Origin of the sequence: Mesorhizobium sp. M1428 (genome assembly GCF_040317515.1) — a bacterium.
Lineage (GTDB): Bacteria > Pseudomonadota > Alphaproteobacteria > Rhizobiales > Rhizobiaceae > Mesorhizobium.
This window is the reverse complement of the sequence record NZ_JAMYKT010000043.1, coordinates 1-13,864: the sequence shown is the minus strand read 5'-3', so window position 1 is coordinate 13,864 and position 13,864 is coordinate 1. Positions and strand designations below refer to the sequence as shown.

Here is a 13,864-nt window from a genome sequence, read left to right as displayed (position 1 = left end):
TTCCCGCTAATATCAAACGTTGGTTGGCTATGATGGAATTGGTATGGGCTATCTAGGCGCAATTCTGGTTTTCTAACGTTCGGACGCTTCACCAAAGGCCAATCGAGACGGCGGTGAAACGTCGCGTCAAAAATTGAAGTATTGGCCACAATTCAACGAGCGGACACGGAGCAACACGCTCTGCGTCCATGCGCGATCAGGGAATAATACGTATGATACGTGTGGGAATAGATGTCGGAGGAACGTTCACCGACTTCGTGTTGGTAAATACGGAATCCGGCGAGGTGATGTACTTCAAGGAACCCTCAACGCCGCACGACCCTTCCGAAGCGATCGAGACCGGCTTAGCTGGCGCGCTGGCCAAGTATGATCTCAAGCCTGACGAGATCGGGTTTGTCGGTCACGGTACCACCGTTGGGACAAACATGGTCATCGAGCTTCGTGGCGCGAAGACCGGCCAGATTACAACGAAGGGGTTTCGAGACATCCTGGAGATCGGAAGGCAGGTACGTCCCGATGTATATAATTACCGGGTTGTGAAGCCAGCACCGTTGGCAAAAAGGCAGTATAGGCTCGAGGTTTCGGAGCGGGTCGACGTTCGAGGAAATATCTTGATAGATCTTGACGAGGCCGAACTTCGACGCGGAGTGGAATACTTGGCCCGCGATGGCGTAGAAGCCGTCTCCATCTGCTTCCTGCACAGCTACCTATATCCCGAACACGAGATTCGCGCGGAACGGGTAGTACGGGAACTGATGCCGGATGCATTTGTGTGCCGGTCGAGCGACGTTCTGCCCGAATTTCGCGAATATGAACGGTTCTCCACAACAACGATGAATGCGTATCTTGGACCTAAGTTCGAAAACTATTTGGCACGGCTCGTCCAGCGGCTGACCAGCCTTGGCATATCGGCCAAGCCTTATACTATTCACTCAAATGGTGGGCTAATGTCGATAGATACAGTTCGACGATATCCCGTTCGCACATGTCTTTCGGGTCCGGCCGCCGGAGTAATCGGATCTGCCGCCGTCGCGGCACAGGCCGGCTATAAGAATGCGATCACTTTCGACGTGGGCGGCACCAGCACGGACATATCGGTTATTACCGATGGGAAGCCGCACTTTACCACAAGCCGAGAAGTGGCATCCTATCCAGTCAAAACTCCGATGGTGGATATTCACGTGATTGGCGCCGGGGGCGGCTCGATTGCGTACATCGATGATGCTGGAGCTTTGCATGTGGGGCCGCGAAGCGCCGGTGCCGTGCCAGGTCCGGTCGCCTATATGCGAGGCGGGAAAGAACCCACGATAACCGACGCCAACGTCGCCCTTGGACGACTTAATCCAGTTGCGCTGCTGAACGGGACAATGCCTATCGATTTCGAGGGTGCGCGCCGTGTCATCGAGGAAAAGATCGCCAAACCGTTGGGGATGAGCGTGGAGCAGGCAGCCTACGGCGTAATACGTATCGCCGTATCGAACATGGCTCGCGCCATCCGGGCGGTAACCACGCAGCGCGGCATTGATATGCGCGACTACGCCTTCATCACCTTTGGCGGAGCCGGGCCTCTTCACGGCGTGGAAACAGCGGTCGAATGCGGCCTATCCAAAGTGATCGCACCTAAAGAACCGGGAACCATGTGCGCTCGCGGTATTCTTGTCTCCGACACCAGCTTCGATTTCGTTCAGAGCAAGATTTGCTCGTTTGTGTGCGAAGCCTGGCCGAGTATCGTGGCCGAAATAGATGTTTTGCGTGGCGAAGCCGAGCGATGGCTGGCCAGTGAAGACGTTCCTACTTCCCAGCGCCAGTACGGGAATATGTTGGAGGCGCGTTACTACGGGCAAAATCATGAGGTTCAGGTGCCCCTCTCAGACTCCCTGCCCGATGCTCAGACCTTCTTGCAAGAATTCGAACGTGCGCATCGCAAGGAATATGGCTATGCGCTTCCCGATCGCCCGATCGAGATTGTGAACTTTCGGGTGCGGGGATCGGCAATCTCGTCCGCAACGACTAGCAACTCTCTACAACCGGATGGAAAGCTCGAAGAGGCCCTCGTTGGACGACGCGAATTTTTCGTCGACCCGGACATAAAATGGGTGAATGCGGTCGTTTACGCACGTGACAGAGTTCCGGTTTCGGCGCGAATTGCCGGTCCTGCAATCATAGAAGACATGAGTTCCACCTGCATTGTCTTTCCTAAACAAGTCGCCTCTGTGGACGCGGCAGGGAATTTGATCATCGAATTAAATAGTGCGACCGGAGAATAGGAAAATGACCACCAAAAATGGTACGAGTGGACCGGTATCAGATCCGATTGCGATGGAAGTTTACAACAACCGCCTAATGGCGATTGTCGAAAGTATGCTGCACATTCTCGTGCGTTCATCGTTCTCCACAAACGTCAAGGAACGGCGCGATTGCTCGGTGGGGCTGTTCGATGCTTCTGGCAGAGTCCTCGCCCAGACAGATCACACGCCTCTGCACCTGGGGTCCACTGTGGGCGCAATCTCCTGTTTGCTTCAAGAATTTCCAATTGAGGAAATCCGTGAAGGCGACGCCTTCATGTGCAACGATCCATACGTCGCCGGGGGTACCCATCTCCCCGACATTACTGTGGTGTCACCCGTCTTCCATCAGGGAAAGATAGCCCTCTTCCTCGCAAATATTGCTCACCACTCGGATGTCGGCGGGGTTGTCCCAGGATCTATTTCCGGTACGTCCCAAACGATATTCGAAGAGGGGATTCGTATCCCACTTGTTCGGATTCGTCACGGCGGCAAACTCCAGAATGATATCGTTCGTCTTGTTACGTTGAACACGCGCGATCCCAAAGAACGCGAGCTGGATTTGGGCGTGCAGCTAGCAACTAATGACCGCGGCGTCGTCATGGCGCAAGAACTTCTTGATCACATTGGCGAGGCTAGGTTTACTGCAATCGTAGCGGATATGCTCGCGTATACGCGCCAGCGCCTCCACAACCAACTTTCTGCGCTGGCACCCAAGGAATCCAGTTTCATATCATTCCTGGACGATGACGGAATTGGCGACGATCCAGTGAGGATCGCCGTGCGCGTCGCCGTGTCGGATGGCAAATTGCTCTTCGATTTTTCCGGTACCGGGTCGCAGGCTGCCGGTGCAATGAATGTGCCGTTCAACGCACTTCAGGCGACGGTCGTGTACTGCGTAAAAATGATGATTGATCCGGGCTTGATGCCAAATCATGGCATATTCGACGGGATTTCGATCAAGACGCCAAGCAAGTCCATCGTGAGCCCGGTCCACCCTGCAGCTGTGGGTGCTCGATCGATCACGGCCAACAAAGTGGCGCGGGCAGTGATCGGAGCGCTTGCGCAAATGCTGCCGCCGGATCGCGGCATCGCTTCAGGTCAGGATATCGTGCCCGGTATATGTTTCGCCGGCCAACGGAGCAACGGCGACGCCTATGTCTACATGGAGACAGTTGGTGGGGGCTCTGGAGGTACCGCGCAAGTCGATGGAATGGACGGAGTACAGCTACACGTTACCAACACTTCCAATCTGCCGGTGGAAGCCCTTGAGCACGAGTACGGCCTTCTGGTGGATGAGTACGCTCTCGTCGAGGACAGCGGTGGAGCGGGCAAATATCGGGGCGGCCTCGGCATCGCGCGTCAGATCGCAGCCACAGAAGATGGAGTAATTTTCTCTGTGCGTTCCGATGGCCATATCTACCCGGCTCCAGGACTGCGCGGGGGGCAGGACGGGCGTTGCGCAAGAATTTTTTTTAATGTCGGATCGGCGGAAGAACGCGAGCTCGGATCGAAGACATCCAATCTGGTGCTCAATTCCGGTGACAGCATTAGAATCGAAACGCCCGGCGGCGGCGGGTATGGTGCCATTGAGGAGCGAAGCGGTAAGCAGATTTTCGAGGATGTCCTAGACGGCAAGACATCGCTTGCCTTTGCGAAGAAGGGCTACGGTGCATTACGGACAGAAGAAATCCTGAAGAAATGCGAACAAGCGGCCTTCGACACCGTCAAGGGGGCAAAAGGAGCCGACGCGCCTGCTAGACGATCGCAGCCATGAGTACACAGAGGAAAAATTTCGATGTGATCGTTGCCGGTGGCGGTCTAGTTGGACTCTCCATTTCGATCGGTCTCAAACTGCGTGGCCTTGAAGTGATGGTCCTCGATGGCGGTGACGGCGACAATCGTGCCGCGCGAGGAAACTTTGGGCTTATCTGGGTGCAAACCAAAGGGCATACGTTTCGACCCTATGCGCAGCTCTCGCGCAAAGCCGCAAAGATGTGGCCGGAATTTAGCTCCCAATTGAAAGACCTAAGCGGAATAGACGTCGGCTTGGAGGACAAGGGCGCCTTTCACTTTTGCATGTCGGAAACGGAGTGGAACAATCGCTCAGAGCTCATGAAAAAGCAGTTCGATGCCGATCTTCCCGTGCCTGATGCCTACGAGATGCTTGAGCGGGGGGAGCTGGATAAGATAATCCCTGACCTTGGAAACTCCGTTGTCGGTGGATGTTATGGACGGCTGGATGGTGCTGTGAACCCTCTGGCATTCTTCCGGGCGCTACATTCCGCCTACGCCGCGGTTGGCGGAGAATATCGGGCGTCCAGCGCTGTGACACATATCGAGACGGCAGGAACTGACTTCAATGTTACAGCCGGGAAATCGACCTATAGTTGTGGCAAGTTGTTGCTGGCCGCCGGGCTGGGAAACAACCATCTGGCACCAATGGTTGGCATTCAAATGGACGTCAGACCTATCAGGGGACAGGTTCTGGTAACCAACAAGATGCCGAGATCACTCTGTTATCCAACGCATACGATAAGGCAGATGGAGGCAGGTGGTTTTATTCTCGGTGATTCTCGTGAAGACGTAGGACTGGATTGTGGAACCACACCAGAAGTCATCTCAGGTATCGCAAGGAAAGCAATCAATTGTTTTCCAAAGCTGGCCAGCTCACAACTTTTACGAGTTTGGGGTGGTTTGCGGACGTTCACAAGGGATGGGGTTCCCCTTTATCTCCGCTCGGGCACCCATCCCAACGCGTATGCGGTGAACGTTCATAGCGGGGTAACGTTGGCACCTGTGCATGCTCAAGACGTGGCTACGGCAATCGAGGAAGGGAGCTTAGAAACCCGCTTTCCCGATTTCGCGAGGAAGAGGTCATGAGCTTTCGGCCAATATTCGAAGAAGAGACCGCCGACTTGGTGCCTATCACGGTCAACGGCGTAATCGTAGCCGCCCGGAATGGCCAAACACTGGCGCTGGCACTGTTAGAAAGCAACCTCGAACATTTCAACACAAATCCGGTGTCGGGGAATCGTCGCCTGCCCTATTGCATGATGGGTGCCTGCTTTGAATGTCGACTAATCGTTGATGGTGTGCGCGACGTTCTGGCGTGCAGGTGTGAAGTTCGGCCGGGTATGGTCATTAATACGCAGGATAGTGATGATGGAGAGATTTGACCTGGTCGTTATTGGCGCCGGACCGGCCGGATTGGCCGGCGCAATTCAGGCGCAAAAACTCGGTCTATCCGTCGTCGTTTTGGACGACGGAGTTCGGCCGGGAGGGCAGATTTACCGCAATCTCGAGAACCTGACCGAAACGATGCAATCGGTTCTGGGAAAGAATTATCGGAACGGCGAAAAATTGCTCAAAGATGCCAGATACATGGCACTGGACGTGAGGACAGAAACTGCGGTTTGGCACATATCGGCCGACAAGACAGTATACTTTATACGCCATGATGAAGTGGCATCTGTCAGCGCTGGCGCTATTATGCTTGCCACCGGAGCACTTGAACGGCCCTTTCCAATCCCCGGCTGGACCTTGCCCGGCGTCATGACTGCAGGCGCTGCACAAATTGCAATGAAAGTCGGCTCGGCAATCCCTGCCGGACGTATAGTGTTGGCAGGCTGCGGTCCGCTTCTGTATCTCGTGGCAGGCCAATTGGCTCAGGCCGGAGCCAATGTCCAAGCTGTACTCGATATTACCCCGCGCATGAATTATTGGCGCGCCATTCGTTATGCGAAGTTGGATTTCACGAGCCTGAGCCAGATCCTTGATGGAATCGGGATGATCCGAGCGATCTCCGCTCAAGGCATCCGGCGTGTGCGTCACGTGGAGGACATTAAGGTTCGCGGGGAGAACCGTGCGGAGGTTGTCGAATATTCGACTTCTGGGGAATCTGGAACTATTGAAGCTGAATGCGTACTTCTCCACCAAGGGGTCGTGCCCAACATACAACTTCATCGACATCTAGGATGTGAAGTTAGATGGGATGATTCACAGCTCTGTTTTCACCCTGTTGTGGATGGCCATTGGCAGACGAGTGTTCCCGGCATATTTGCCGTTGGTGACAATGCAAGTATCATGGGAGCTAAGGCGTCGGAATATTCTGCGCGTTCGGCCGCACTTTACATTGCCCAAAATGCGAAGGGCACGCAAGATCTGAAGACTGTGAATGCCATTCATAAGAAATTCCGCCGACTTACCGGCATGCGGAACTTTCTCGATATACTCTATCAGCCGCCAGTTCAGTTCCGCGTTCCGACTCTTAGCGATACTATAATCTGCCGCTGCGAAGAGATCACTGCCGGTGAGATTACAGAACTGGCACGTTCGGGATGTGCTGGGCCAAACCAGGCAAAATTCTTCACTCGATGTGGCATGGGCCCGTGTCAGGGGCGTAACTGCGGCCTCACTGTCACCGAATTGTTTGCGGACGCTAGTGGGAAATCGCCGCACGAAGTTGGATACTATAATATCCGTTCACCGATACGCCCTGTGAAGTTGGGCGCTCTTGCGGGAGTCGAAACGGATGGTCTTAAAGCAGATATCGAGTTTTCCTGAAACGCTGGATGTGTGCGGCGAAAATTGTTCCACTCCCGTCAATCGCTTTCAAGGAAGGACACCTTGTCTTGAAGATCGAAGTCCGAGATTGCCTTTTCGTATGGTGATGCCTTAGGCTTAAATGGTATCGTGCTCGGCAGCGGCTTATGAAATTCAATCAAATTGAGGCGTATCGGGCGGTGATGTTGGCTGGAAGCGTGAGCGACGCTGCCCACTTCCTTAATGTCTCCCAGCCCGGCATCAGCCGCCTTATTAAGGATCTTGAACGTTCGATTGGATTCAATTTATTCGATCGAATACCCGGAAGAATCATCGCCACGCCCGAAGGTGAGGCTTTTTTCAAGCATGTTCAGCGCATCTATTCCGGAATTCAAGATCTTGAATCTGCAGCAAACGACATTGCAAATCTGAAGCACGACCGGCTCCGTATCGCCTCCTTTCCCGCTGCATCGCTCGATCTTGTGCCTAGGGCAATTGTGAGGATGAATTCAGCCTATCCAGAACTGAAAATCAGACTTGAGGTACAGAATTCACTCCGGATTCTCGATCTGGTGTCGAGCAGACAGATCGATGTTGGCATAGCGGCATTTCCAGTTGATTATCCGGGCGTCATTCTCGAGCGGGTGTATGAACCTTTTTGCAAATGCGTTCTGCCGGCAAGACATCCCAAATCCGGTTTTGACAGCATATCGCTCGGAGACTTGAAAACTGAGCCGACAATAGGCATCGCTGAAGAACTTACAATCGGACACGCACTTGTTGCCGCCGGGAGTGGGTCGAACGTAAAGATAGAGAATATAGTAGAGACGACATCGGCGTACGCGGTCTGCAGGATGGTTGAATTGGGAATGGGCGTCGGCGTTGTTGACCCGTTGACCGCATCCTTGTTCTGCCAGACAGGCGTCGTTGCACTTGAATTCAAGCCCGACATCAAATTCGGGTTTGCGATTGTGCTGTCGGAACACGTAATTCGATCGCAGGCAATGGATAAATTCGTCAAGGTATTGCATGAAATTGTGAAACTATCGCTAGGTCCGACGCGACTCGATACTTTGCCTATAGCTGGTCCGCCACCAGTACCTAGGCAAATTTCGTAGCGGCGCTCGGTTACGAAGCGCGAAAAAGCGATGTGTTGAACTTTTTCGATTAGTTCCTGCCTGAATCGATAGGCGCCATATGGTCAGCCCAACCCGGAGTTAATCGCATGCCGAGAGTCATATTCTGTTTTGACCGGTCAATTTGCCAAACCGATCGCACAATTGTTTCATGGCTTCATAGATTTAGCGTTGTCTTTCCAGAGCAGGGCCGGAAACGTGTCCGGCCCATACCTGAAAATCCCACAACTATCAGCCCGGCAAAGCGCCGGACTTCTTCGCCGTCCACGTGGCGATATAGTCCATCAGCCCAGGATTGAGGCAGTCATAGGGTTCCAGCCCGATTGACTTCAGCTGCGCGCGGATGCCGTCCATTCGGCTCGGATCGACACCGGATTCGATAATCGACGAGACGAAGGCTGCGAAGCCCGGCGGCGACCAGCCGTCTTCCTCAAAACGCTCGGGATGGATGAAGGTGAGGCCCTTGAACGGATGGTCGCGCTCGACGGGTCCGTGCATGTGCACGCCGCAGCCGGTGCAGGCATGGCGCTGGATCAGCGCGCTCGCGTCGACCACCTTGAGCTTGTTGCCATTCTCGGTGACGGTGACGTCGCCCGTGCCCCCCACGGCAACGACCGAGAAAACCGCGCCCTCGGGCTTCCAACACTTGGTGCAGCCGCAAGCGTGGTTGTGGGCGATCTGGCCCTTGACCTTCACCTTCACCGGCTTGCTGGTGCAGGCGCAGACTAGCGTGCCGCCGGCAAAGCTTGCGCTTTCCTTGGGCAGGCCATTGTCGATTTTCGGATGCAGTTTTTCCACCATGTCTTCTCCTCCCATGTTGTGAACCACAGAGGTCGCGGGCCGGTTGGTCTGCGGCATGTCGTTCTAGCAGCGTATGGGGGCGGACCATACGCAGATTCTGTGGAGCGCGACCGGACGCAGACTTGCATCCGCTCCTGTTGGCCGCGTCCTAGTAAATCACCACACTCCGGATCGACTTGCCCTCGTGCATGAGGTCGAAACCCCTGTTGATGTCCTCGAGCTTCAGCGTGTGGGTGATCATTGGGTCGATCTCGATCTTGCCGTCCATATACCAGTCGACGATCTTCGGCACGTCGGTGCGGCCGCGCGCGCCGCCGAAGGCCGTGCCCATCCAGGTGCGGCCGGTGACCAGCTGGAACGGCCGCGTCGAGATCTCCTGGCCGGCGCCGGCGACGCCGATGACGACCGACTTGCCCCAGCCGCGATGCGAGGCTTCCAGCGCCTGGCGCATCACCTTGGTGTTGCCGGTGCAGTCGAAGGTGTAGTCGGCGCCGCCGATCTGGTCGGCGCCGCGCTTGGTCATGTTGACGAGATGAGCCACGATGTCGCCATCGATCTCCTTCGGATTGACGAAATGCGTCATGCCGAATTTCTCGCCCCATTCTCGTCTGTCGTTGTTCAGGTCGACGCCGATGATCATGTCGGCGCCGGCAAGGCGCAATCCCTGGATGACGTTGAGGCCGATGCCGCCGAGGCCGAAGACGACCGCCGTCGCGCCTTGCTCGACCTTGGCCGTGTTGATCACCGCGCCGATGCCGGTGGTGACGCCGCAGCCGATGTAGCAGATCTTGTCGAACGGGGCGTCGGCATTGACCTTGGCCACCGCGATCTCGGGCAGCACGGTGAAGTTGGAGAAGGTCGAGCAGCCCATGTAGTGGAACAGCTTGTCCTTGCCGATCGAGAAGCGCGAGGTGCCGTCGGGCATCAAGCCCTGTCCCTGCGTGGCGCGGATGGCGGTGCACAGATTGGTCTTGCGCGACAGGCAGGACGGGCACTGCCGGCATTCCGGCGTATAGAGCGGGATGACATGGTCGCCTTTCCTGACCGAGGTGACGCCCTTGCCGACGTCGACGACGATGCCGGCGCCCTCATGGCCGAGGATCGCCGGAAACAGGCCTTCCGGGTCGGCGCCCGACAGCGTGAACTCGTCGGTGTGGCAGATGCCGGTTGCCTTGATCTCGACCAGCACTTCACCCGCGCGCGGACCATCGAGTTGCACGGTCATGATTTCGAGAGGCTTGCCGGCCTCCGCAGCCACTGCTGCGCGAACATCCATCACGTTTTTCCTTGCAATTTGATTGGGCGGATTTGCCGCCTCGCAACAATCTATCGATCTCAGTCTGTTGTTACGATGCCAATCGTGATCGCATTGGCCGGGTCAAAAGGTGCGGATCGGCAGTTTGCGCGATTAGATCCTCCGAAAGATCGGGCTGCTCGGCCAGGACTTCGCGAATAGTTTTGCCGGAGGCCAAGACCTCCTTCGCAAGCTCCGCTGCCCTCTCGTAGCCGATCGCTGGCGTCAGTGCTGTTGCAACCGCGGTACTGGCTTCGAGATGTTTGCGGCAAGTCTCTGCATTGGCAGTAATGCCCACGACGCATTTCGTGCGCAGAACGTCGACGGCATTAGTCAGAAGCTCTAGCGAGTGCAGTATGTTGTAGGCGATGACCGGCTCCATCACGTTCAACTGCAGCTGCCCCGCTTCGGAGGCGAGAGTGATTGTGAGATCGTAACCGATGATCTGGAAGGCGACCTGGTTGACCACCTCCGGCACCACAGGATTGACCTTTCCGGGCATGATCGAGGAGCCGGGCTGAAGCGCTGGCAAATTGATTTCGTTTAAGCCGCCTCGAGGGCCGCTGGATAGCAGCCGCAGATCATTGCAGATCTTGGAGAGTTTGGTGGCCGTTCGCTTCAGCATGCCGGAGAAGAGCACGAAGGCGCCGGTATCCCAGCAGGCTTCGATCAGATTTCCGGCTGAGACGACGCGCACGCCGGAAATTGCGCGCAACTCGGCGACAGCTGCCGCCTGATAGTCGGGGTTGGTATTGATGCCCGTGCCAATCGCCGTGCCACCGAGGTTGATTTCATGGAAAAAAGCGGCAATCTCACCGAGGCGGGCTACATCTTCGCGAAGCGTCGTCGCGAAAGCCTGAAACTCCTGGCCCAGCGTCATCGGAACAGCGTCCTGCAACTGCGTCCGGCCAAGCTTGATCACGTCCGAAAAGCTTTCGGCCTTGGCCTCCAACTCGTCCGCGAGCTGCTCCAAAGCGCGCTGCAACGCTCCGCGTGAAAGAAGGATCGCAAGGCGGATCGCCGTCGGATAAACGTCGTTTGTCGACTGAGCGAAATTCACGTCGTTGTTGGGATGTAGCTCGTCGTATCTTCCCCGTGGCAGTCCCATGATCTCCAAGCCGCGGTTGGCGATGACCTCGTTGATGTTCATATTCGTCGAGGTGCCGGCGCCGCCCTGAAACACATCGAGCGGGAATTCGTCAAGGTGCCTGCCCCCCGCGATTTCTTCGCAGACTTGGCAGATGACATCGGCCTTTTGTTTATCGAGATCGCCGAGCGCGGCATTGGCGCGTGCCGCTGCCATTTTCACATAGGCAAGCGCCTTGATGAAGTTCGGAAAATGGCTGATCCGAATACCCGAGATCGGAAAGTTGGCGATGCCCCGCGCCGTCTGAGGACCGTAGTAGGCATCGACCGGGATGCTTACAGGGCCAAGCGGGTCTTTCTCAATGCGTTCGATTTGTGGAGCGTCCGTCACGACATACCTCGCGTGATTTGCGGAAACCGGCACTGTTGCAAGCGCTGGGGTTCGGTGGATAATCTGTTTAAGAAATTCGCGGTCGCGGTCGCTCTTCGGACGGAAAGAAAGGTCTCCGGCGGGTCCTGCTCGAGAATCGTTCCCATCTCCATGAAGACGACGCGATCGGCGACCTCTCTGGCAAAGCCCATCTCATCCAGCAAAGCCCATCTCATGGGTGACGCAGACCATCGTCATGCCTTCGCGGCGAGACCAACCATGGTGTGGACCTTCACCATTTCCGGATCAACGGCTGAAGTCGGTTCATCGAAAAGCATGATCTGCGGCTTCATGCAAAGCGCGCACGATTGCCAAAACTGCTGGCCGCCCGAAAGCTGGCTGGGATACTTGTTCTCGCCTGATCGGGATGCGAAACCTTCGAGAGAAAGCGCATTGCCGCTTCCCTGGCATCCTTCATGCCGACACCACCCGCCCGGACTGGACCGAGAATGCATCAGGCAGCCTTTGAGGAGCGGGCGGCTGAATTGCCGCGTTCCTTGATGACGTCCAGGACGCGATCGATGTCGGAATCGGTGTTGAACATGGCAAGTGAGATGCGGATGCCATCGCGCTCGGGCGAGACGCGCACATCCTTAGAGGCGAAGTAGTCAATCCATTCATCGGCTGGCAGCGCGGCGACGTAGATATGCGGTGCACGGTTGGAGCGGTCTCGGGGGCCAACAAGCTTGATGTTGAGCGCATCAAGCCCCGCTATCAGCCTGTCGCCCAAATCGAAACAATGAGCCTGAATCTTCTCGATACCGATGTCGTTGATCAGATCGAGAGCCGCGCCGAGCCCCTGAATTGCCGGCAGGTTGAAGTTGCCGATTTCGAAGCGGCCTGCAGTGCGAGCCAATCCCATGTCGTCAGGGCGGGCGATGAAGTCCGCTGGCGGATTTTCGAGGCTGATTGCCGCAAGATACGCAGGCTCCAATTCCGTGCGGACCCGATCCCAATAGAGCAGGCCCAAGCCTTGGGGAACCAGGAGTCCCTTGTGTGTACCGGAGCCGATGAAGGTGGCGCCGACTTTCTTTGCATCGATCGGCACGACGCCGACCGCCTGCATAATATCGATGACGAAGTAGAGGTTCTTTTCGTTGCAGAGCGCACCTACGCTTTCGACATCGAAACGATGGCCTGCATGGAAAGCCACATACGATATCGAGACTGCTTTGGTATTAGCGTCGAGGTGTGGGCGGAAGCTGTCGGCGTTGACGATTTCCGTCATGGGAATGAAGCGGACCTCGACGCCCTTCTTCTTCAGGTTCAGGAATGCGTAGGTGTTGTTGGGATGGTCGCCATGGATCATCAGAACATTGTCCCCCGCCTTCAGCGGAAGAGCGTTCGCGGCAATGTTCATCGCCTCGGACGTGTTTTTCGTGAATGCAATTTCTTCGGTGGCGGCGTTCAGCAAAGCCGCGACCTTGGCCCGAGTTTCTTCCATGCGGTCAATCCACACGGATTTCGGACCAGCTGTCTCATAACTTTCCTTTATAAAAGCTTCAAAGGCTTGCTTGACCGGCGTTGACATCGGCGTCTGGAAGCCGGAGTCGAGGTAGGTCATTTTCTCGACGACAGGAAATAGCTTCCTCACCGCTTCAACGTCATAATACTGCGTCATTTATCTCTCCGATTCGGCCTGCTCCGCCGCCGCGTGCGCCGCGTTTTTCTCGTCCCGGACATTTAGGCGAAGCTGTTGGCACGCACCCTCTGCGCCGCAATTTTCCACCTGCGAGAGCAGCAGTGGCTAAAGCATAGGTAAAAACAGCTAGGGGTCCACAAAAATAACTTTTATCGAACCTTTTTATTCCATAAATTGATAATTTCCGGTCTCCCCCTAAAGGGTGGACTCGGGCTCCACATCTAGCCCTCGCACTTAAACGCCAGACCGATAGCCGGTGCTTAAGGTTGTGTGAGGCATTCCCAAATCCGAGGATCGCTGCTATAATCAAATTTCGGGAATTATTTTATCGAATTCTGTGATCCCACCCAATGCGAGATATTATGAGCTCAACAGTCAATTCGGATGGTCCATTGGATCGCGCATTCGCAATTCTTGATTTCGTGGCTACGCAACTAAAAGCAGTTACTGCGGCGGACATTGCCAAGAATCTCGACCTGCCCTTGCCAACGGCTCACAGATTGATCAGCAATCTCGAGTCCCGCGGACTACTCCAGCGCGCGGCGGGCACAAAACGATTTGTTGTCGGAAACAACCTGGTCGTGCTTGCGGGTAAGACGATTGGCTCAGCCTTTCGAACGGCACGACGCCACGCAGTTCTTCAGA

General features: G+C 55.8%; 11 protein-coding genes and 1 pseudogene. 7 read left to right on the top strand and 5 right to left on the bottom strand.

Annotated elements, in window-relative coordinates:
* Positions 1–188: 188 nt before the first annotated feature.
* The 6 genes from NKG60_RS30715 to NKG60_RS30690 all read left to right on the top strand — a co-directional run bounded on the left by NKG60_RS30715 (position 189) and on the right by NKG60_RS30690 (position 7,948).
* Complete coding sequence (locus NKG60_RS30715) at positions 189–2,267, top strand: hydantoinase/oxoprolinase family protein (RefSeq protein ID WP_352976506.1); 2,079 nt, start codon at positions 189–191, stop codon at positions 2,265–2,267.
* A gap of 4 nt (positions 2,268–2,271) precedes the next feature.
* A complete protein-coding gene (locus NKG60_RS30710) occupies positions 2,272–4,062 on the top strand; it encodes a hydantoinase B/oxoprolinase family protein (protein WP_352976504.1) in 1,791 nt (596 codons plus the stop codon).
* A complete protein-coding gene (locus NKG60_RS30705) occupies positions 4,059–5,168 on the top strand; it encodes an NAD(P)/FAD-dependent oxidoreductase (RefSeq protein WP_352976502.1) in 1,110 nt (369 codons plus the stop codon). The genes NKG60_RS30710 and NKG60_RS30705 overlap by 4 nt, the downstream gene beginning before the upstream one ends.
* Entirely contained in the window at positions 5,165–5,464 is a 300-nt protein-coding gene (locus tag NKG60_RS30700; RefSeq protein ID WP_352976500.1) for a (2Fe-2S)-binding protein, read from the top strand. Before NKG60_RS30705 ends, NKG60_RS30700 begins: the two co-directional genes overlap by 4 nt.
* Positions 5,451–6,851 carry an FAD/NAD(P)-dependent oxidoreductase gene (locus NKG60_RS30695; protein WP_352976498.1) on the top strand — a complete coding sequence of 467 codons (1,401 nt, stop codon included), beginning with the start codon at positions 5,451–5,453 and terminating at the stop codon, positions 6,849–6,851. The genes NKG60_RS30700 and NKG60_RS30695 overlap by 14 nt, the downstream gene beginning before the upstream one ends.
* Before the next feature lie 146 nt (positions 6,852–6,997).
* The gene (locus NKG60_RS30690; RefSeq protein ID WP_352976496.1) at positions 6,998–7,948 is read left to right on the top strand and encodes a LysR family transcriptional regulator; all 951 of its coding nucleotides are present in this window, start codon (positions 6,998–7,000) and stop codon (positions 7,946–7,948) included.
* A 249-nt stretch (positions 7,949–8,197) separates the two neighbouring features.
* Here NKG60_RS30690 and gfa read toward each other — a convergent pair whose 3' ends face one another.
* From gfa to NKG60_RS30665, 5 genes and pseudogenes are all read right to left on the bottom strand, one after another.
* Positions 8,198–8,767, bottom strand: coding sequence for an S-(hydroxymethyl)glutathione synthase (gene gfa / locus NKG60_RS30685; protein WP_352976494.1), 570 nt, complete (start codon positions 8,765–8,767; stop codon positions 8,198–8,200).
* 148 nt (positions 8,768–8,915) lie between these two features.
* Positions 8,916–10,043, bottom strand: a complete 1,128-nt coding sequence (locus tag NKG60_RS30680) for an S-(hydroxymethyl)glutathione dehydrogenase/class III alcohol dehydrogenase (protein ID WP_352976492.1) — start codon at positions 10,041–10,043, stop codon at positions 8,916–8,918.
* A 70-nt stretch (positions 10,044–10,113) separates the two neighbouring features.
* A complete protein-coding gene (locus NKG60_RS30675) occupies positions 10,114–11,538 on the bottom strand; it encodes an aspartate ammonia-lyase (protein WP_352976526.1) in 1,425 nt (474 codons plus the stop codon).
* Between the two features lie 54 nt (positions 11,539–11,592).
* A pseudogene (locus NKG60_RS30670) lies at positions 11,593–12,031 on the bottom strand (ATP-binding cassette domain-containing protein); the annotation flags it as partial.
* Positions 12,032–13,198 carry an aminotransferase class V-fold PLP-dependent enzyme gene (locus NKG60_RS30665; protein ID WP_352976490.1) on the bottom strand — a complete coding sequence of 389 codons (1,167 nt, stop codon included), beginning with the start codon at positions 13,196–13,198 and terminating at the stop codon, positions 12,032–12,034.
* A gap of 383 nt (positions 13,199–13,581) precedes the next feature.
* Here NKG60_RS30665 and NKG60_RS30660 point away from each other — a divergent pair.
* On the top strand, positions 13,582–13,864 hold a 283-nt coding region (locus NKG60_RS30660; protein WP_352976488.1), incomplete at its 3' end, for a helix-turn-helix domain-containing protein.